Consider the following 19,682-nt stretch of genomic DNA (forward strand, 5'->3'; position numbering starts at 1 on the left):
TGGTATCACGAGAGACGCAATGCAAGATAACGCTCAAACTATTAAATCACCGGCAGAAAACACTTCTTCCGGCAGCTTCTGGATGTTCCTGATCCCTTCTCTGATCGGGCTTTTCCTGTTTATGGCACCGATCAGCTATCAGGACTCTCTGACGATTCCTGTCGCTATTCTGGCCAAATCGATTCAAGCGGTACTGGGTGACAGCCTGGTTGCTATCGTGACCATCATCATCGCTTTTATGTCGGTTGCTTCCGTGTTGACCAAACTTTTCCAGCCGGCCTGGATCACTCAACGTCCGTTTCTGAATGGCCTGTTCAATCCGAACTGGATCTGGCTCGTGGTACGTATCATTGGCGGCGCGGCAGTGATCATGACCTTTTTCCAAATTGGTCCTAAAGCGGTTTGGGAAGAAAACACCGGTGGTCTGGTGCTGGAAGGCCTGCTACCGACCTTGTTCTCAGTATTTATTTTCGCTGGCCTGTTGCTGCCGCTGCTGTTGAACTTTGGTTTGCTGGAACTGATGGGTGCATTGCTGAGCAAGATCATGCGTCCGCTGTTTAACCTGCCAGGACGCAGTGCGATTGACTGTGTGGCTTCTTGGCTGGGTGACGGCAGTGTCGGTATTCTGCTGACCAGTAAACAGTACGAAGGTAAATTTTATACTCAACGTGAAGCTGCGGTCGTTGGCACCACCTTTTCTGCAGTATCGATTACTTTCAGCCTGATCGTCATTGCACAGGTAGGCCTGGAGCATCTGTTCTTGCCATTCTATGCCGCTATCTGTCTGGCTGGTTTGGTTGCTGCAGTGATCATCCCTCGTCTGCCACCACTTAGCCTGAAGAAAGACACCTACATCGATGGCAGTAAGCCGCAAGCAGATCAAGATGCGGTACCACAAGGGCATACTGCGTTTTCATGGGGCATGGATCTGGCGCTGGCTAAAGCTGGACAAGTTGGTTCGCTGAAACACGTATTGGCTGAAGGCGTACGCAACGCTGTTGATATGGTATTCGGGGTACTGCCTGTGGTGATGGGTCTGGGTACGATTGCGCTGGTTATCGCTGAATATACCTCTGTGTTCTCGATTCTGGGTCAGCCGTTTGTGCCTTACCTAGAACTGTTGGGCATTCCGGAAGCAGTTCAGGCATCACAGACCATGGTTGTGGGGTTTGCCGACATGTTCATTCCGGCAATTCTGGCCGCTTCAATCGATAACGAAATGACCCGTTTTGTGATTGCCGCCATGTCGGTAACACAGCTGATCTACTTATCCGAAGTGGGTGCTTTGCTACTGGGCAGCCGTATTCCGGTCAACATTGTCGAGCTGTTCGTGATTTTCATCCTGCGCACCCTGATCACACTGCCTGTGATCGCTGGTGTTGCCCACCTGATTTTCTGATTCCGGTTGTAACAAAACGATGCAAAACAGCCTCACTGTGTGAGGCTGTTTTGGTTTATCACCGGCTTACTTTCCATTCACTCCTATCAACAAAGCGCCTAGCGAAAACCGCTCTATATCCTGTGCTTTGGCCATCATACTCCGCCAATCGTTAAAACAGCCCACATGCGGGGATGGTAAACAAACGTTGGTTTGTGCTATCGGTGAACAGATGAATGCGTTCAAGCATAAAGAGCTGTATACAACAGGCTGATGATCCGATAACGCCCGATAAGCAAACAAAAAAAGCCCCTCAAGATGAGGGGCAAGGTTACCATCGCTTTATAGTTATAATCCGTTCAACAGCGAGGGGGCTTAGCCAAAGTCCCCATTCACATAGCCGCGAGTGCGATCGTCTCTCGGCTCATTAAAGATATTCTGAGTTTCATCGTGTTCCACCAGCTCTCCCATCAGGAAGAAGGCCGTGCGATCGGAAATACGACGAGCCTGCTGCATGGAGTGCGTCACAATGACGATGGTGTAGTTCTTCTTCAGCTCTTCCATCAGCTCTTCAATTTTGTGGGTCGCAATCGGGTCCAGCGCGGACGTCGGTTCATCCATCAGGATCACGTCAGGCTGCATCGCGATAGTACGAGCAATACACAAACGTTGCTGCTGCCCACCAGACAGACCAAACGCATGCGACTTAAGACGATCTTTTACTTCATCCCACAGCGCCGCACCGCGTAGCGAGCTTTCAACCACTTCATCAATGTGTTTTTTGTCTTTGATACCCTGCGCACGCAGGCCGTAAGCAACGTTTTCATAAATGCTCATCGGGAATGGGTTTGGCTTTTGGAACACCATACCAACGCGAATGCGTAAATCCGCGACATCGATATTGCCATACACGTCGTCGCCGTCCATGGTCAGCTTACCGGTAATTTTAACCCCTTCAATCAGGTCATTCATGCGGTTAAGACAACGCAGTAACGTCGATTTACCACAGCCGGACGGGCCGATCAGCGCCGTTACCTGACGAGTCGGGATTGGCAGGTTGATCGATTTCAGTGCCTGGTTTTCACCGTAAAACAGGTTCAGGTTTTCAATGTTGAATTTGTTCATTGTGTTATCTCTTCAATTCTGTCAGTCGTAGTACACGAGTAAATTACGGATTAGTAAGTCGCCGTATTGAATCGCTTGGCGATCAATTTGGTAATCATGTTGATGAGCAACACGACGACAATCAGGACCGTTGCTGTACCATAAGCCTGGTTCCACTCTTCAACAGTGAACAGCTCGGTAGTCAGCTTGTAAAGGTGAACCGTCAGGGTACGTCCGGAATCCATTAATGAATCCGGAATACGTGCCACCATGCCTGCGGTCAGAAAGACCGGAGCCGATTCACCGATCACCCGACCGATACTCAGAATGACTGAAGTCAGAATACCTGGCATTGCGCTTGGCAAAATCAAACGCCAGATAGTATAGATTTTAGAAGCACCAAGGCCGTAGGAGCCTTCACGATAGGTTTGCGGTACAGACATCAACGCTTCTTCTGTGGTACGGATAATGACGGGCAGAATCAGAATACTCAGCGTCAGCGCGCCCGACAGAATTGAAAAGCCCAGCCCCAGAATCGCAACGAAGAAAGTCATACCAAACAGACCGAAAATAATCGATGGGATACCGGCCAGAGATTCAGTACAGAAACGAATCACCTTAACCAGGCGGCTGCCGACTTTGGCATATTCGGTCAGGTAAATAGCCGTCATAATACCGAGCGGAGCAGCCACAGCAATAGAGGCCACTACCATATAAATGGTTGAGACGATCATCGGGAAGATACCATGCTCTTCCCCGGTACGAGTGTAATTGTCGCTGATGAAATTCCAGTCCACGTGCTGCAGGCCGTTAGACAGAATGTACCAGATGATCCAGAACAGAAAACCAACGGTCAGTGCCGCCGCAATCCAGATCAAGCTGCGCAGTACGTTATCTTTAAATTCACGCGCTTGTTTCAGTTTTACACGATCCATGGGGATTACCTCGCTTTCTCGCGGTTCAGGTACAGCAATGCCGCATTGAGCATCATGATAAACACCAGCAATACCACGCCGGTGGCATACAGCGCATTGGCGTGAACACCGCTCGCGTATGACATTTCGATCGCAATGTTCGCGGTCAGGGTACGCGCAGAATCAAGGATGCCCTGCGGCATCGCCGGCGCATTCCCCATCACCATGATGATCGCCATGGTTTCACCCAGAGCACGACCAATGCCCAGAATCACGCCGGTCATAATCCCTGAACGAGCAGCAGGCACAAGCAACTTAAAAATGGTGTAGATATTCGATGCGCCCAGCGCCAGAGAACCTTCTTTATAAGTTTTCGGCACGGCACGAATGGATGTTTCAGAAACGGTAATCACGGTTGGCAGGATCATCACACCCAGCACAATAATACCGGCCAGAATGGTGTTACCTGCCGGAACCTGGAAGATGTTCTGAATCAGAGGAACAATGATAACCAGACCAAAGAAGCCGTAAACCACCGAAGGAATACCTGCCAGCAGCTCTACCGCCGGGCGAATGATGTCCGCGACACGTTTAGGAGCAATCTCAGCGATAAAAATAGCGGTCAGGACACCAATTGGCACCCCGACAATCACGGCACCAAAGGTAGAGACAACGGAGGCGACAATCATGGTCGCCACGCCGTACAGTGCCGGTGGCAGCCAGTTTTGGCCCAGAACGATACCGGATACACCGGCTTCCTGAAATGCGGGAATACTTTCCCGGATGATAAAATAAGCAATAATCGCCAGAGAGACGATACCGATGACGGCACTGGTTAAGAACAAACCGTGGAAAATGCGCTCTCTCCAGTCGATACGCTTTTTCTCACGCAAAGTGCGTTTGGATAGCTGTGTCGATTCACTGTTCATAAGCTGATCACTATTTGTCGCGATGGTCATATTCATCTCACTTGTCGAGCGAGTCGATTTGGATTGAAAACGCTCAGCCCTAAGCAAGCGGGCTGAGCAAACTACTGATTGGTTGTAACGGAATATCTTACTTCACAGAGATGTAGTGGTGAGAACCTACGATTTCCTGTGCTTCATCAGTCAGCATCCAATCCAGGAATTTCTGAGTCTCTGCTGAAGGCTGGCCTTTCTTGTAAAGAACCAGGAATGGACGAGCTACTTTGTAAGAACCGCTCTTCACATTGTCAACACTGGCATTCACACCGTCGATTGCCAGAGCGTGTACTGAGTTGTCAACCGTACCCAGAGAGATGTAGCCGATTGCGTATGGGTTAGAAGCAACCATAGTTTTCAGGCCACCGTTACCGTTTGCAACCTGAGCTCGCTGAGAAATCGCAGACACAGTTTTACCAGAAACTTTCATTTTCAGTTCCATGATTTCTTCAAATGCGCCGCGAGTACCTGATGCTGTGTCACGAGTGATAGCAACGATTGGTTTGTCTTCGCCACCCACTTCTTTCCAGTTAGAGACTTCACCTTTATAAATAGCTGAAACTTGTTCAGCGGTCAGGCCTTTCACTTTGTTGCTTGGGTTAACCACAACCGCGATACCATCGCGAGCAATGACTTCTTCAACCAGGTTTGATTCTTTTTCAGAATCTTTCAGGTTACGAGAAGACATGCCGATATCTGCGCTGCCGTTCTTCGCAGCTTTAATACCCGCTGAAGAACCCGGGCCTTGTACTTCAATAAACACGTCTGAATTCTTTTTCATGTATGTTTCAGAGAAAACTTCCATCAGTGGTGTTACGCTGCTCGAGCCAACTGCAGAGATGGTCTCTTTTGCTGAAACTGGATTTACTGCCAGAGCACCTAGCAGAGCGATTGCACCGATTACTGTCTTTTTCATCACAATTTCCTTTAGTGGCTTTATTGCCGTTGTGTGTCACTTGAACGAGTGTCACTTTAGGCTGCGAATATGACAATTATGTTTCAATAAATTGAACAGTGCATGACAGAGTGTCATACCGGCAACCAAGGTAAATCAGCACCACAGTTAACTTCGTTAGCAAAACCAATCACTTAATAAGTGAATTCTGATGCAGCCCGCTTTTATTGATCTTGTGACAAAATCAACAACATTCCTCTGTTGAAACTAAGACCAAAAGGAATAAGTCAGATGACTTTTCTATTAAATCCCTATTGATATCTTGTAGTTAGCCGATATCATCAGCGAATTATTTTAATAATCAAAATAACATCCTAGTTAAGTGTTAATTCATTTTTATCTCATATTTCAGAAGAGGAATTTCAATGCGCCAGCTACTCAGCGGTTTGTCGATTAAACTGCAGGTGGTGGTACCGGTATTTATGACAATGCTGTTACTCATCTCCGGCATTATATACAGTACATCCACCCTTAAAGATGCGTTTCGTGACATGACCCAATCAACCGAAGCGCTGATCAATCACAAAGACGAAGTGACTAAAATTATAGACAACACCTATGCAATGCGTATTAGTGCCATCTATAGCTTATTCAAGCCGGAAGAAGTCAAAGTCCTGCCATCCGTATTAAAACAGCGTCAGAGTGACAACCTGGCTCACCTGCAGTCGATTGGCACTATTCCTGAACTGAACGAAGAAGTGCAACAGCTGAAAAACGCGATGCAGGATTATGTGGATTACTCAATTAAAACCATGATTCCCCTGCTTAACGTCAAACATCACCAGCAGACTTCAGCCGCATTTGACGCCGAATATACGCGGGCGATGGATGTGTATCGTGATCAAGGTGCTGTCATGATCAAAGCCATTGATGCTCTGTCAAAAGAGCTTAATCGTTTAGCGCTCGAAAAAGTCCATCTGAGCGAGGAACACAATCACAGTGTGATGAACATGTCGATAACCGGCCTGATTTTTGTTCTGCTGTTTGCCGCGGCGTTCGCATGGTATCTGGCCGGCGTTATCGTCACCCCGATTCAAAAGCTGCAAAGTGTGGTGCGTGAAGTTGCACAAGGCAACCTGTTAGTAAACGCAGACGAAGACGGTGATAACGAAGTGACGCTGCTGGCACGTGATGTCAACAGTACCGTGACTCAGTTGCGCAGCACTGTCGGCGCATTGGTACGCATCAGTGATGACGTGGCCTCTTCGGCAACGGAACTGGCTGCGGTAATGACGCAGTCCAGCGTGAACTCCGATCAGGAAAAACAGGAAGTCGAGCAAGTTGCTTCAGCGGTAAACCAGATGGAAATTGCCGCCAGCACCGTGACCGATAACGCGACTCAGGCCGATCAGGCCGCTAAGAGTGCCAACCAGCAGGCACAAAGCAGTATGGCCATGTTTGAACAGAGCAACCGTGCTAACGCGCTGATGGCTGACAAACTGGGTGATGCAGCCAACGTGGTGAACAACCTGAAAGAGCAGTCCGAAAAAATCGGCAAAGTGATTGAAGTGATTCAGGGCATATCTGAACAGACTAACCTACTGGCGCTGAATGCAGCCATCGAGGCTGCGCGTGCCGGCGAAAGCGGACGCGGCTTTGCCGTGGTTGCCGACGAAGTGCGTATGCTGGCAGCTCGAACCCAGGATTCGACGAAAGAAATCCAGGCCATTATTGAAGACCTGCAGGATCAATCCGGTATCGCCAACGACAGCATGAACTCCAGCCTGAAAATGCTGGAAGAGAACCAATCTCTGTCAGCACAGGTCAGCGGTGCCCTGCAAGCGATTAACCAGGCGATCGCAGAACTGAGTGCGCTCAATACCCAGGTTGCATCAGCGTCTGAAGAGCAAAATCAGGTTACCTCAGATATTAACCGTAACCTGGGCAATATTTATGACCTGGTGAGCCAGAATGTCACCGGCATTACCCAATCAGCCACCGCCAGCCAGGAACTATCCGCCCTGGCCGAACAGCAGAAACAGCAGTTGGATTATTTTAAGGTATAGAAATACCCGCTTTCACTCAAAATAATCAGGCCGCCCCTGCAAAGGGCGGCCTGATTATTTACCGATAACACTGACTAATTGTTGAACCAACCGGCTTGACTGAACAGTCATTACTCGCCGTCATCAACCTTAGGGGCAACTTTCTTTTTCGGAATAAAGACCGAATCACCGACTGCCACATGATCATAGAAACCTTTATCGCGTTTGACCGGTTTCTTCGCGACTTTCTTCGCCTGAGGTTTCGCTTTCGCGTTGCGTGCCGTAACCTTGTCATTCTGTGCCTGACGCGGTTTCAACCCTTTAAACTTACCTTGCAGGCCTTCCAGCACATCAAACTGAAGATCCTGTTGCAAAAAGGCCTCAACCCGCTTAAAGCTGTCCCAGTCTTTCGGCCCGACCAGAGAAACTGCATCGCCTTTATTGCCGGCACGACCGGTACGACCAACCCTGTGTACATACTCTTCCGTATGTTTAGGCATATCAAAGTTAATCACGTGGGTGACATTCGCGATATCCAGACCGCGCGAAGCAACATCGGTGGTCACCAGAATCTTAAATACCGCACGCTCAAACTGACTCATGATGGTATTGCGCTGCGTCTGATTCAGGTTACCGCTCAGTGCCACCGCTTTGAGTTTTTGCTCGTTCAACTTGGCAGTCAGGCGCTCGGTATCGTTGCGGGTCGCAGTAAAAATAATGACCTGACGATAATCGGCATCACTGAGCACACGTTCCAGTAACGCCTCTTTGTGATCAAGATGATCACACAGATAAAAACGTTGGGTAATATCTTTGTGCTGTTCGTTGGCACCACCAATTGCAATGCGCTTCGGCTCATTCAGCATTTCATACGCAATGTCATTCACCTGAGCATGATCCAACGTCGCAGAGAACATCAGGGTCTGGCGGCGACGGTGCTTTGCCACGTTGTGGATATGACGCAACTGAGGAGCAAAACCCAGATCCAGCATGCGGTCCGCTTCATCGAGGATCAGGGTGTCCAGACCTTCCAGAAACAGTGAACGATGCTCAAGGTGGTCAGCGAGACGTCCGGGAGTCGCTACGATGAATTTCGGGCCACGGCGCAGTGCCTTAACCTGGTCATTGAAGTTTTCACCACCGGTAATAAGGGTCGCGGTATAGCTCAGTCCCGACAGCACTGAACGCAGTTCACTGTACACTTGCTTGGCAAGTTCACGGGTAGGTACCAGAATCAAACCACGCGGATCGCGAGCAGACAATGCCTTGGTTTTTAATGCTTTATGCAGCATCGGCAACAAAAAGGCTAGCGTTTTACCCGAACCCGTTTTGGATGAAGCCAGAAGATCTTTTCCGGCTATAGCAACAGGAATAGCCTGCTGTTGGATTTGGGTCGCCTGCTTGAAATCATAATGTGCCAGTGTTTTCAGTAAGCGATTATCTAAACCTAAGTCTTTGAACTGCAAAGGATTCTCCAATATCGTTATCAAGCCTTGCGCCGCAAGGCAGGGGTCAAAATTAAAAACGCGGTATGATAACGCGAATAGAACATCAATAGATAGAGATCACACAAAATAATCTGGTTTTCATTACGGTTAAGCCTCTCCTGCCTTCATTAGCCCCCCCATAAACCTTCATCAAAACAAGGATAAAGCTCTCAAAGCCTTATACGTTAAGGCTTGTGTGATTCCCATCTATACTTAATTTAGCCCAAAATCGGCCTTTAGATAATGAAGCAAAGCAAGACTCAGCTTGAGATGAAGGTCAATTATTTGATTAATTGGTAAAAATTTGGATTATTTTGACTTTTTCCCGGTAGTCGAAGGCTAAAATAGTGTCTACACTTTAATTCGTCACTATATGGGCAAAAATGTATAGGGCGTTTTTGATAAATGTAAACAAGGAGTTCAGCATGAACAAAATGTTAATCGCAGCTGCAGCGTCATCTGTACTAGTACTGGCTGGCTGTGCATCAGGTCCAGACGAAGCAACCTCTTCTAAACTGGATCAACTTAGCAACCAAGTAAGCGATCTGAGCAATCAAGTATCTTCTCTGCAAAACAGCCAATCTCAAATGATGTCTAAGCTGAATGCAACTTCTGATGCTGCAATGTCAGCTCAGGAAGAAGCTGCACGTGCAAACGAGCGCATTGACAATATCGCACAGTCTTACACCAAGTAAGCCTTTGTAGAATTGAAAAAGAGCCTCTGATGAGGCTCTTTTTTATGTCTGCATTCAGCGCTAACTTGTTGACTGTGACAAAACATCTGACTAAATGGCCAGCGGCAACACGGCGACAAATGATAAACGTGTTCAACGGCAGAAAAACAGTGCTCAGTTGACCTCGGCAGTTTCCGTTTTCAGGTCCGGTGCGACCACTTCAACCGGTACCCCGTTTTGAGCCAGAATCACTGCGCGCGCTTTTGTGTCAGATTTATTGAATTCATCCATCCACCATTTCAGCTCCATTGGCATCGCCAGAGATTTCTTACTGCCGTCGCTGCGGGTCAGTGGTTCATGCGCTTCGACAAACACGCTGCGATCCGGTTCCAGTGCCACTTTGACCGGCTCGTCGATGACACGTACTTTTTCGCCGCGATCAACCTGCTGGAATAACCATTCAATGTCTTTCGGCTCCATACGAATACAGCCTGAGCTGACGCGCAATCCAATGCCAAAATCTTTGTTAGTACCATGGATCAGATATTCACCATGCCCATAACCAAGACGCAAGGCGTATTCACCCAATGGGTTATCCGGGCCGGCCGGCACGACTGCGGGCAGTTCGATCCCTTTCTTACGATATTCCTGGCGAATATTTTCAGTTGGCGTCCAGGTCGGAGCCGGACGTTTCTGACTGATCACAGTTTGCATTTCTGGCGTGTCACGCCCGATCCGGCCAATACCGACCGGGAAAATATGGACTTTGCCTGAGTCAGGCTCGAAATAGTACAAACGCAATTCGGCCAGATTAACCACAATGCCTTCGTAAGGAACATCCGGTAAAATCACCTGGGAGGGAATGGTCAGGACATAGCCTTCCTGCGGCAAAAACGGGTCAACCCCTTTGTTGGCGGCCATCAGAGCCAGGAAACCCACATCATAGTGCTTGGCAATATTGGCCAGTGTCTCCCCTTTCTCAATCACATGGTATTGAGTATGGCCGACCATGCTGCTGCCTTCATGGGGCAAATCGTAAGTCGCAGCCCACGCACTGGTTGCAAAACTGGTGGTCAATGCTCCCCACAGCAATAACTTACGTAACATGATCGCTATTATCCTTCGCTTCTTTATATAAGCGTAAGGTTACTTCTCTTTCCGCTTTGTGATCAACTATTGGCTGCGGATATAACAGAGAGTTAACACCGGACCAGAGCCATGGCGCGTGAATATACTTTTCCGGCACCTGATTGAGCTCTTCGATCCACTGGCGAATAAAGCGCCCTTGCGGATCAAACTTTTCACTCTGGGTCACAGGGTTGAAGATACGAAAGTAGGGCTGTCCATCGCAACCGGTGGAAGCACACCACTGCCAGCCACCATTATTGGCTGCATAATCACCATCAATAAGCTGTTGCATAAAGTAGCGCTCACCCCAGCGCCAGTCGATGTGTAGATCTTTGGTCAGAAAACTGGCGACAATCATGCGCAGCCGATTATGCATCCAACCAGTCTGGTTGAGCTGACGCATCGCAGCATCAACAATCGGATAGCCGGTTTTGCCTTCACACCAACGGCGGAATTTCTCCTCATCCTGCCACCATTCCAGGCGGGCGCCCCAATCGAGAAAATCTTTGCTCTTCGACAGACGTGGTTCAAACACCAATAAGTGCTGGTAAAACTCGCGCCAAATCAGTTCACTGAGCCAGGTCTGCGCCCCTTCCGACAACGCGCCCATATCAGATTCTGCATACAGACGAGCAATACACTGACGAGCCGACAGGGCACCGATCGCCAAATAAGGGGAAAGCGTACTGGTGGCCGCGCGAGCAGGAAAATCCCTCAGTTGCTTGTAATCCGTCACCTGCTCCTGACAAAACGCGCGCAGGCGTTGACGCAAATCATCAAATTCAACCGGCCAGTCGCTGCTGTCCACTCGCGGGTAAGAAAAAGGCTGCGTGTCATCCCATACCAACACGCTAAGAGAGGCATCCAGCACCCAACACGCGGCTTTAACCGGTGACTCAATTCTCGGCGGAGAGAAACGTGTTAGCCAGGCACGCTTAAACGGCGTGAACACTTTGAAATAAGCCCCCTGCTTATTGAGCACGCTGCCGGGCGCCAGAACGCATTTATCGTGTTCCGAGTGCCAGTCAATTCCTTTCGCCGTCAGCAATTCAGCAGCCAGAGCATCACGCTGCTGTTCATTGAGCTCATAATCTCGATTCACCAGCACCTGGCCCGCATCGAGTTGCTGCGCTATGTCGGCAACACACTCAGCAGCCTGGTTAAAGTCATCGACTTCTTTATACAGCAGCGGAATGTTCAGCGCCTGCAACTCGCGCTGCAACGCGAACAAGCGGCGGTAAATGAGATCGGCCTGAACCGGCGCCAAATCATGTTGCTGCCACTGAGCAGGCGTCGCGATAAACAGTGCACATACCGCTTCACCACTGCTGATCGCTTGATTAAGCGCGCCGTTATCTACCGAGCGTAAATCGCGACGTAACCACACCAGCTTCATATCGGTTCCTCTTCAAAACAGGCTTACTGTTGAGTCAGGGTTTGTAACACATCTGACAGAAATAACTGCTCGCCAAACCGGCTGACCAGTTGATGCAGCGTCTGAACCTGGTTCTCAGCCAGACTGCGATGAGAGAACAGCGCCACAGCGCTATATTGCGCCAGGAACTCATGCTCCTGCAGACCCGTCATGTCCTCAACACCATCCAGGAAGGTGACGTTATAGCCTTGCTCGGCCCAGGTCAGCGCCCAAAGCCACGCCAGCACACTGCCCACAGGGTCGAAACTCACCACCAGGCAGCGCCCTTTATGCGCTGCTTTATTTTCCGACTCCATGATGCCCGATAACTTGGTCAGCATAATCGATTGCAGCAGACCTTTTTGCAGCGAGCGCAGCGGACCTTTTACCTTGTCGACCGCGTCAATCACCGGCAACAAGAACTGACGCTCGACGATATCAAGCGGATACTCTTTCATCACGGTCGAAATCACACTTTCAGCCTTACCACGATTGAGCTGCGCCAGAGCACTCAACAGGGCTTCACACTCTTCCAGTTCCGTTTGAGCCGCTGTCAGCTCACCCGGTTCAAGCAGCGCTCCCTGCAACAACTGGCTGACCTTTCCGATTGAGACACCTTTAAGCAGCCAGTTTTGAATTTGACGTATCGTCTGAATATCCAGGTCGGTGTACAAACGGTGTCCTTTCTCCGTGCGCTGGGGTTGCACCAGGTTGTAACGACGTTGCCAGGCTCTGAGCGTGACCGGTTTAACCCCGGTAATTTCTGAGACTTCGCGAATCGCGTACAACTTCTCTTCATAAGCCATAACGTAATTTCAACTCCTGAGGATGAGGATCCAGATAACGCTGTTTACTCAGGTACGCATCCGGATACATGGATAAATAGTGTTTAATCAGCGTCAGGGGTGCCAGCAGCGGCAAGGTGCCGAGACGATAATCATGGATCAGACCCGCCAGTTCTGATTTCTGCTCGGCATTCAGAGAGCGCTTGAAGTAGCCTTGCAGATGCATCAGCACATTCGTATGGTTTTTGCGGCTGGCACGATGTGACAGCGCCTGCATAAGGCCCAAGCGGTATTCACGCACAAACTCTTGCGGATCATGATGACTGACATTGGCCACCAGCCTGCCCAACGCCCGGTAAGAGAGCGGATGATGAGCCATAAGCGACAATTTATAGCGGGAATGGAAGTCGACCACTTTGCCTGCGCTCGGCTTATCACCCATGCTCTGATAGAAATCATGCAGGCAGAACACCCGGGTAATAAAGTTTTCGCGCAATACAGGATCATTGAGCCGGCCATCTTCTTCAATCGGCAGCCAAGGCATCGCCTCTTTCAATTTCTGAGTGTAAAGTCCGACGCCCTCTTTTTCCGCGCCATGCTCTTTATACACTTTAACTTTCTCCATCCCGCAGGTAGGCGACTTGGCGCAGACAATGTATCCCCGTAGCTGCTCGTGCTGCAGCTCAGCAATTTTCTGCTCAGAGTAGGCCAGCAGGCCAGCCGTGTGATCACGACTCGGGTCTTTGGTCTCAACCAGAGCGATACGCTCTTGATCCGAAATCAGCCGGATAGTCGGGCGGGGAACAGGTAATCCCATGCCTACCTCCGGACAAACCGCAACAAACTCAAAGTACGGAGCAAGCTCGTCGGTCACAAACCGGCTCTTTTTATGCCCAGAGTCAAAACGCACCCGCTCCCCCAGCACACAGGAGCTGATTCCGACTCGAATACCTTGCGATTCCATACTGGCCTCCAAATTGTACAATTAAAAACTTTGTATAAGATATAGCATAACTGCTAAAGGTTATACAAACAAATTTCTTGTACAAAAAATTCGGTCTGATGTGTTTGCATCATCCCCGTTTCCATCCAGACAACGCGGGTTGCCAGTTTGCAAATATCGCGGTTGAATCCTTCGATATAGAGCCAATCGATAGGCAGCAAATCGATTACGTTAGCACTTTCAACATAAATAGTTATCAAAGTAATTCATTCTCGATTACCAACACCATTTTGTGACCAACATCGCAAGGATCCTTGCTATTACTGATTAGTATTGCCACAACAAATCATTCATGAGTCAACAATATAGGTAATTACACTTTCACGATCGGTAACCACACCTTCATGTCAGTGAATTAATCTCAGTTGACGAAAGACTGTCCAACTTTGGAGAACAACAATGGCCACCCCACACATTAATGCCGAAACCGGTGATTTTGCAGAAACCGTGCTGATGCCAGGTGATCCCCTGCGTGCAGAATTCATCGCGCAAACCTATCTCGATGACGTAAAAAAGGTCTGCGATGTACGTAATATGTTTGGTTACACAGGCACTTACAAAGGTAAGAAAGTGTCGGTAATGGGACATGGTATGGGCATTCCGTCCTGCAGCATTTACGTGCATGAACTGATCGCAGAATTCGGCGTGAAAAACATCATTCGTATTGGTAGCTGTGGCGCGGTGCGTGATGATGTCAAACTGATGGATGTGGTCATTGGCATGGGCGCGTCGACCGATTCCAAAGTAAACCGCATTCGTTTCAGCGGTCATGATTTTGCCGCAATCGCCGACTACGACTTACTGGAAACGGCGGTTAATCAGGCGCGAGCTCAGAATGTTGCGATTAAAGTAGGGAACGTCTTTTCCGCCGACCTGTTCTATACCCCGGAACCTGAAATCTTTGAAAAGATGAAGAAACTGGGCATCCTGGGTGTAGATATGGAAGCGGCCGGCATCTACGGTGTGGCCGCCGAACTGGGCGCACGTGCACTGACTATTCTGACTGTATCCGATCATATCCTGCGCGGTGAAAAACTCAGCGCAGAGGATCGTCAGAAATCTTTCCATGACATGATGCAGGTCGCACTGGAAACGGCGATCAACATCTAAGGTAAATTCAACTTATCTCACCGCCACTGTAATTAACAGTGGCGGCTGACAAACTCCGAGGGGGCGATCGTGTCTTACGACCAATTACCGGTGGATGCGGATGGTCTGCAACTTAACTTTTGTAAAACATTGGCGTGTGACAACTTTGGATTAAGTGATGCTGAACGTTATATTCTGCAACGCGCAAACCCCAAGCGTCCTACCATGGTTTGTCGTGAATGTGGCGCCTTCCCCCCTTACTTAACAATCGCGAAGTACTCAACGAGCTGCACCGTCTGCGCCAGTTGCACAGTGACGGCCTGCCCGCGTGTCGCCAGTCTGAGTGCGCTAATTTCGGCCTGTCGGTTCATACCCATAAGCACTTGTATCACGCTTTTGGTTACAGTGGTGATCGTCAGCGTTACCGCTGCAAAACCTGCCAGTCGACGTTTGTCGATAAATGGTCGGGAGCCAATCACAAACTCCAGGTGCAGGAAACCCTGCTCGGCCTGCTGTTTACTGGCTACTCAGTGCGCGAAATCTGCCGTAAATTAAACATTAATCCTAAAACCTTCTATGACCATGTCGACCACATCGCCAGTCGTTGCCGGCGCAAACTGGCCGTCATGGATGCACGCTGGATTAATCACACCGACAGCTATCAATTTGCGTCACGCTTTATGCCGCTGCAACCGCACAGTAATAATGGCGCGCTGTGGATAACGACCGGTGACGCTCGTAGCGGCTACATTTTGTGCCAACATGTCAATTACTCCGCCGATGAAGAGCCACAAGGCCCGGTGGATCACGACCCGTATGCCTTTCCGGCCCGGTTTGTGTCCCGTCAGCAGTCCGCTGAAGCCAGTCTGGAGAGTGAGCCGCCTTCTCCGCATCTGCGTCAACGTATCGATCAGAAATACCAAACCATTCTAGCCCGCACCAATGTGGAAGATCCGATGGGCAATCTGACCCGTTTTCAGTATCCATCCAAAGGTGCTTTGATTCACCCGCCGTATACTGCCTACGCGCACTATCTGCATTTGTTGGATATGTGTAATGAGAACAAGCGGATAACTCTCTATATGCCGCAGGATCCTCTGCTGCGCTCGGCAGCACTCAGCGTTTGTCTACCACGAATCAGAACCAACCGTGTGGATCTGATGTATGTGGAGGAAGACAGCCAGTGGATCAGCGGCCACAAGTTTGAAAAAGTCGACATCGTACTTATGGGATGGTGGCGTGACCGCTGGGCAATCACTCATCAGCAATCAGGCAGCAAAGGCATCTGTTATCTGGCCGGCGATAACCCAGAGCCAACGTACTGGCTGGAGCAAGCCTCAATCCGCCAGATTGAATTTTATCAGCAGCGCTTCCAACTGCTGTTCGATGGCTTTATCAACGAGCCAAGACGCAAACTCAGACCGGGCGGGCTGCTGCCGTTACTGGACATTTTCCGTGCCTGGCATAACCTCTGTTATCAGGATAAACACGGCTTTACCGCGGCTCAAAACCTGGGCGTAACACAACACCCCCTTACATTAAAAGAACTTTTGTCCTAAACTTTCGGCGAATTCCCAAACGTAAATTTGTGAACTATGGTCAATAAATACAGTGACTCATTGTAAAATAACTAAAATTGTTGCACTAATACGTTTGAAGTCATGTCGGCATTTTACCCGGAGAAATTCGGCCAACTGCTGACCACAACGCCAAGGATCTCATCAGTTTGGATAAAAACCACTACCTAATCGATCTTGAACTCGACCAATTGCGCAATAAATTTGAATCAGAACCCCAGCAGACACTGCTGGTGGCTGAGCAGTGTCTGGTGCGTTCAAAACAACTCGATTACTCCGATGGTATTATCCAGGCACTGATTATTCTCTCCCGTTGCCACTGGCTTGAGCACAATCACGGCCAGGGGCTGAAAACCATCAAACAGGCGCTCAGTTACCAGAACAGCCTGGACACCGATGATTATGTTCCCGAAATATTGCATATCCACGCCTTACATTTCTGGGGACAAGCAAAGTTCTACACTGCACAACAGTTTTGGATCAATGCCCTTGAGCAGGCCGCACTGGTCGATGAACATGGCATTATGATCGAGTGTCTGATCGGTTTGGGTAATGTCTGGCGAACGACCGGCGAGCATAAACTGGCCGCTTCAACCCATGAGCTGGCCGTCAAGGTCGCCAACAACACGCGCATTCACTGGCTGGAAGGCAAAGCCCGCATTTTATGGGCCTGGGATCTCTACCTGCTCAATCAGTTTGTCGACATGCTAACTGTACTTGATGGTGCTGAAGAAGCACTGCAAGGTCATCAGGACCGCACCTGGCAGGCTGAAGTGTGGGATTTCAGAGCATTAGCTTTACTCGGGCTGGAAAGGCTCAGTGATGCCGATGAAGCCACCCAACGCGCGCATGATCTGGCGGTCAAACACGATTTAGTCTGGATGACCGCTCACTCCTACATCAGCCGTGCACGACTGGAGATGCTACGCCATAATCTGGACGAGGCGACTCGGCTGCTGCATGCCGCCGAACGCTCAGCCGACGATGCCGATAACCGGGAATTGTTGGCACAAATCTGTTATCAACAATCTTTAATCGCCGAAGAACGCGGTGACTACCAAAGCGCCTTGCGGGCATTTCGTCATTATCGTCTCCACTCGACCCGCATGCTACGGGAGCAGACGGTACAAATCGGGCTCGATAAAGCTCGTATGTCCAAAGATCAGCTTGAGCAGCGCGCCAGAAAGCTGATTAACCGCATCCGCACCCAGTTCGAATACGACCCGGAAAAGCATCTGTCCAATATGGTGTCAGAAACCTACTGGTGGGAACAATTAGTTCAGTTCAAAGCGGAGCTGAACCATGCCAATCACTCGGTGATTACCATTTTGCATCCGGATCCCTACTTTCTCGACATTTGTACCGAGCTGGTACACACCTTGTGTGCTTCACAGGACTTGTTGTCAAGACTGAGCACTCATCGGCTGGGACTGCTGGTAAAAGAAAAAGACCGCGCCGCAGACAAGCTCTATCAGACCTTGCAACAGATGATCGACATCTATCCCTGGCAGCGTAAAGGGCTGCATCACGAGATGCCGGATATTCAGCTGTACGATATTCTCAGTTTTCCATTTACCCTAGAGCAGTTAGAACAGATACAAACACAGGAAAAGTCGTATGGAAGTCCTACTCAATAAAATTCAGGACGCGGGACTGGACGCCACGTCGGTCACGGGCGAAGGTGCGATCATTTTCTGGAATCATGTACGTAAGCATATTGCGACCACACCGGAAGAAAAAGCCCTGTGTCTGATATTCAGTGCAGAATGCCGCGCTGAACTCAATCAGTTAGCCCAAAGCAGCGAGGAGTTGCGTTCGGCACTGAAACTATTAGCAGCCAGTCATGACTATGAACTTATCCTGTCACTGAAAAACAGCCTCAGTGAACGTTTGATTGAACTTGGCGACTACTCCGCGGCACTGACAGAGTATATTTCTGCGTCGGGCCTGGCGGTGGAACACAGCCTGATTGACGACTACGTGCTGGCCGTGCTGGGCATGGGTAGCTTATGCGATGACTATGGCGATCATACCCGGGCACTGCGCTACTACCAGAAAATAGACGGGATTGATCATGCCATCTCCAGCCGCTCTTTACGGCTGAGGTACAAGCTGAATATGTTGGGCTGCTATCTGCATCTGCATCGCTACACCGCCGCCAACGATTTGATTAAAGAGTGCGAAGAGCTGAGTATTCTGGTCAACGACAAAAATCTCGCCGGACAAATCCTGCTTTATCGGGCTACGTTATATCGCCAGCAGAATAAACTGGAGCTGGCGATAGCGACTCTGGGCAGCGTCGCGAACCAGGTCGGTCAGGTGCATTCATTGTGGCTTTCCGTCATGCTGAGAATCGAAAAAGCCTACTGCTTGCTGCAGTTAGATAAGTATCAGTACGCCACTTTGGTACTGCAGGCAACGGAAAAACGCCTGCCAACCAAGATCACCTCGGTGCTTGAACAACGCCTTTATCGTGCATTCAGCCAAATCAGCGAGCAGCAGGGACAGTTTAAAACGGCACTGGCTTATGAGAAGAAAGGCTTTCGCATAGAATCCGATCTGATGAAACAGATCCCGATCGGCGAACTGGGCTCGCCGCAACTGCGCCGCTTATCTCGCTTTGAACTGCAACTGAAACTCATCTTATCTGAACTGGAAAACCGCGAGCTCAAAGAAACCACAGAGAATCAGAAACATGCCGTGGCGCAATTGCAGCAAGACGTCTACACCGATCCGATGACCAAGCTGCACAATCGGCGCTGGCTGGATAGCAAACTCAAAGATCTGCTGCTCAACGTAACACCATTCGCCTTTCTGGTCGTCGATATCGACCATTTTAAATCGATTAATGATGAACTCAGCCATCTGGTCGGGGATAGTGCTATTGTCAGTGTCTCATCCGAACTGGCGCGCTATTTCCGTTTTCGTAATGCGTCATGTGTTCGTTTTGGTGGCGAAGAATTCCTGGTGATTATCGAAAATGCGACTCTCGAACAAGCCCATGGCCATGCGGAAATGTTTCGCGAACGCATTAACCAGTTTGATTGGGAAAGTATTCTTGGTGAGCGCCGCCTGACCGTCAGTATCGGCGTCACTCTGCATCGAGAGGGTGAAAACACCCAACGCACTTTCTATCGTGCCGACAAAGCGCTGTATCGCGCCAAAGCCAACGGCCGTAATCAGGTCTGCACGGAGAACTGAATCCTCCCGGCGAGCGCAACGCTCGC

The 19,682-nt window shown here is 49.6% G+C and carries 15 protein-coding genes and 1 pseudogene; 7 read left to right on the forward strand and 9 right to left on the reverse strand.

Translation table 11 applies throughout. The features are described 5' to 3' along the window. Positions 1 to 19 precede the first annotated feature (19 nt). Entirely contained in the window at positions 20 to 1,399 is a 1,380-nt protein-coding gene (locus KNV97_RS04095) for a YjiH family protein (RefSeq protein WP_218561597.1), read from the forward strand. A 354-nt stretch (positions 1,400 to 1,753) separates the two neighbouring features. Here KNV97_RS04095 and pstB read toward each other — a convergent pair whose 3' ends face one another. The 4 genes from pstB to KNV97_RS04115 form a co-directional block, all read right to left on the reverse strand. Continuing rightward, positions 1,754 to 2,503: a phosphate ABC transporter ATP-binding protein PstB gene (pstB, locus tag KNV97_RS04100; protein ID WP_136483723.1), complete on the reverse strand. Its 750-nt coding sequence runs from the start codon at positions 2,501 to 2,503 to the stop codon at positions 1,754 to 1,756. Between the two features lie 50 nt (positions 2,504 to 2,553). Next, entirely contained in the window at positions 2,554 to 3,417 is an 864-nt protein-coding gene (gene pstA / locus KNV97_RS04105) for a phosphate ABC transporter permease PstA (RefSeq protein WP_136483722.1), read from the reverse strand. A 5-nt stretch (positions 3,418 to 3,422) separates the two neighbouring features. After that, positions 3,423 to 4,355 carry a phosphate ABC transporter permease subunit PstC gene (gene pstC / locus KNV97_RS04110; RefSeq protein WP_136483721.1) on the reverse strand — a complete coding sequence of 311 codons (933 nt, stop codon included), beginning with the start codon at positions 4,353 to 4,355 and terminating at the stop codon, positions 3,423 to 3,425. 97 nt (positions 4,356 to 4,452) lie between these two features. Further along, the gene (locus KNV97_RS04115; protein ID WP_136483720.1) at positions 4,453 to 5,274 is read right to left on the reverse strand and encodes a phosphate ABC transporter substrate-binding protein; all 822 of its coding nucleotides are present in this window, start codon (positions 5,272 to 5,274) and stop codon (positions 4,453 to 4,455) included. Positions 5,275 to 5,678: 404 nt separating this feature from the next. Between KNV97_RS04115 and KNV97_RS04120 the strand changes: the two genes are divergently transcribed. Continuing rightward, on the forward strand, positions 5,679 to 7,319 hold the full coding sequence (locus tag KNV97_RS04120) for a methyl-accepting chemotaxis protein (RefSeq protein WP_218561598.1): 1,641 nt from the start codon (positions 5,679 to 5,681) through the stop codon (positions 7,317 to 7,319). Positions 7,320 to 7,429: 110 nt separating this feature from the next. Here KNV97_RS04120 and KNV97_RS04125 read toward each other — a convergent pair whose 3' ends face one another. Then, complete coding sequence (locus KNV97_RS04125; RefSeq protein ID WP_136483718.1) at positions 7,430 to 8,764, reverse strand: DEAD/DEAH box helicase; 1,335 nt, start codon at positions 8,762 to 8,764, stop codon at positions 7,430 to 7,432. Between the two features lie 446 nt (positions 8,765 to 9,210). Here KNV97_RS04125 and KNV97_RS04130 point away from each other — a divergent pair, with 446 nt between their 5' ends. Beyond that, complete coding sequence (locus tag KNV97_RS04130) at positions 9,211 to 9,480, forward strand: Lpp/OprI family alanine-zipper lipoprotein (RefSeq protein ID WP_136483717.1); 270 nt, start codon at positions 9,211 to 9,213, stop codon at positions 9,478 to 9,480. Positions 9,481 to 9,633: 153 nt separating this feature from the next. On the opposite strand, the gene KNV97_RS04135 is transcribed toward KNV97_RS04130, so the two are convergent. The 4 genes from KNV97_RS04135 to KNV97_RS04150 are packed head-to-tail and all read right to left on the reverse strand — an operon-like array spanning position 9,634 to position 13,750. Beyond that, a complete protein-coding gene (locus KNV97_RS04135; RefSeq protein WP_136483716.1) occupies positions 9,634 to 10,566 on the reverse strand; it encodes a L,D-transpeptidase family protein in 933 nt (310 codons plus the stop codon). Beyond that, positions 10,556 to 11,983, reverse strand: a complete 1,428-nt coding sequence (gene phrB, locus KNV97_RS04140) for a deoxyribodipyrimidine photo-lyase (protein WP_218561599.1) — start codon at positions 11,981 to 11,983, stop codon at positions 10,556 to 10,558. The genes KNV97_RS04135 and phrB overlap by 11 nt, the downstream gene beginning before the upstream one ends. A 23-nt stretch (positions 11,984 to 12,006) precedes the next feature. Continuing rightward, positions 12,007 to 12,807 (reverse strand): MerR family transcriptional regulator, encoded by an 801-nt coding sequence (locus tag KNV97_RS04145; protein WP_136483714.1) that lies wholly within the window; start codon positions 12,805 to 12,807, stop codon positions 12,007 to 12,009. Next, a complete protein-coding gene (locus tag KNV97_RS04150) occupies positions 12,797 to 13,750 on the reverse strand; it encodes a YbgA family protein (protein ID WP_136483713.1) in 954 nt (317 codons plus the stop codon). Before KNV97_RS04150 ends, KNV97_RS04145 begins: the two co-directional genes overlap by 11 nt. A 438-nt stretch (positions 13,751 to 14,188) precedes the next feature. Between KNV97_RS04150 and deoD the strand changes: the two genes are divergently transcribed. The 4 genes and pseudogenes from deoD to KNV97_RS04170 all read left to right on the forward strand — a co-directional run bounded on the left by deoD (position 14,189) and on the right by KNV97_RS04170 (position 19,656). Beyond that, positions 14,189 to 14,899, forward strand: coding sequence for a purine-nucleoside phosphorylase (gene deoD / locus KNV97_RS04155; protein WP_136483712.1), 711 nt, complete (start codon positions 14,189 to 14,191; stop codon positions 14,897 to 14,899). A 69-nt stretch (positions 14,900 to 14,968) separates the two neighbouring features. After that, a pseudogene (locus tag KNV97_RS04160) lies at positions 14,969 to 16,437 on the forward strand (transposase). Positions 16,438 to 16,604: 167 nt separating this feature from the next. After that, complete coding sequence (locus KNV97_RS04165) at positions 16,605 to 18,092, forward strand: hypothetical protein (RefSeq protein WP_218561600.1); 1,488 nt, start codon at positions 16,605 to 16,607, stop codon at positions 18,090 to 18,092. Next, complete coding sequence (locus KNV97_RS04170) at positions 18,073 to 19,656, forward strand: GGDEF domain-containing protein (protein WP_218561601.1); 1,584 nt, start codon at positions 18,073 to 18,075, stop codon at positions 19,654 to 19,656. The genes KNV97_RS04165 and KNV97_RS04170 overlap by 20 nt, the downstream gene beginning before the upstream one ends. The last annotated feature ends 26 nt before the right edge of the window (positions 19,657 to 19,682 follow it).

The sequence above is a fragment of the Vibrio ostreae genome, assembly GCF_019226825.1.
Classification (GTDB): domain Bacteria; phylum Pseudomonadota; class Gammaproteobacteria; order Enterobacterales; family Vibrionaceae; genus Vibrio; species Vibrio ostreae.

Excerpts from the sequence above, each read along its gene's own strand:
- KNV97_RS04095 (WP_218561597.1), top strand. The coding sequence starts at position 20 with ATGCAAGATAACGCTCAAACTATTAAATCACCGGCAGAAAACACTTCT.
- pstB (WP_136483723.1), bottom strand. The coding sequence starts at position 2,503 with ATGAACAAATTCAACATTGAAAACCTGAACCTGTTTTACGGTGAAAAC.
- pstA (WP_136483722.1), bottom strand. The coding sequence starts at position 3,417 with ATGGATCGTGTAAAACTGAAACAAGCGCGTGAATTTAAAGATAACGTA.
- pstC (WP_136483721.1), bottom strand. The coding sequence starts at position 4,355 with ATGACCATCGCGACAAATAGTGATCAGCTTATGAACAGTGAATCGACA.
- KNV97_RS04115 (WP_136483720.1), bottom strand. The coding sequence starts at position 5,274 with ATGAAAAAGACAGTAATCGGTGCAATCGCTCTGCTAGGTGCTCTGGCA.
- KNV97_RS04120 (WP_218561598.1), top strand. The coding sequence starts at position 5,679 with ATGCGCCAGCTACTCAGCGGTTTGTCGATTAAACTGCAGGTGGTGGTA.
- KNV97_RS04130 (WP_136483717.1), top strand. The coding sequence starts at position 9,211 with ATGAACAAAATGTTAATCGCAGCTGCAGCGTCATCTGTACTAGTACTG.
- KNV97_RS04135 (WP_136483716.1), bottom strand. The coding sequence starts at position 10,566 with ATGTTACGTAAGTTATTGCTGTGGGGAGCATTGACCACCAGTTTTGCA.
- phrB (WP_218561599.1), bottom strand. The coding sequence starts at position 11,983 with ATGAAGCTGGTGTGGTTACGTCGCGATTTACGCTCGGTAGATAACGGC.
- KNV97_RS04145 (WP_136483714.1), bottom strand. The coding sequence starts at position 12,807 with ATGGCTTATGAAGAGAAGTTGTACGCGATTCGCGAAGTCTCAGAAATT.
- KNV97_RS04150 (WP_136483713.1), bottom strand. The coding sequence starts at position 13,750 with ATGGAATCGCAAGGTATTCGAGTCGGAATCAGCTCCTGTGTGCTGGGG.
- deoD (WP_136483712.1), top strand. The coding sequence starts at position 14,189 with ATGGCCACCCCACACATTAATGCCGAAACCGGTGATTTTGCAGAAACC.
- KNV97_RS04170 (WP_218561601.1), top strand. The coding sequence starts at position 18,073 with ATGGAAGTCCTACTCAATAAAATTCAGGACGCGGGACTGGACGCCACG.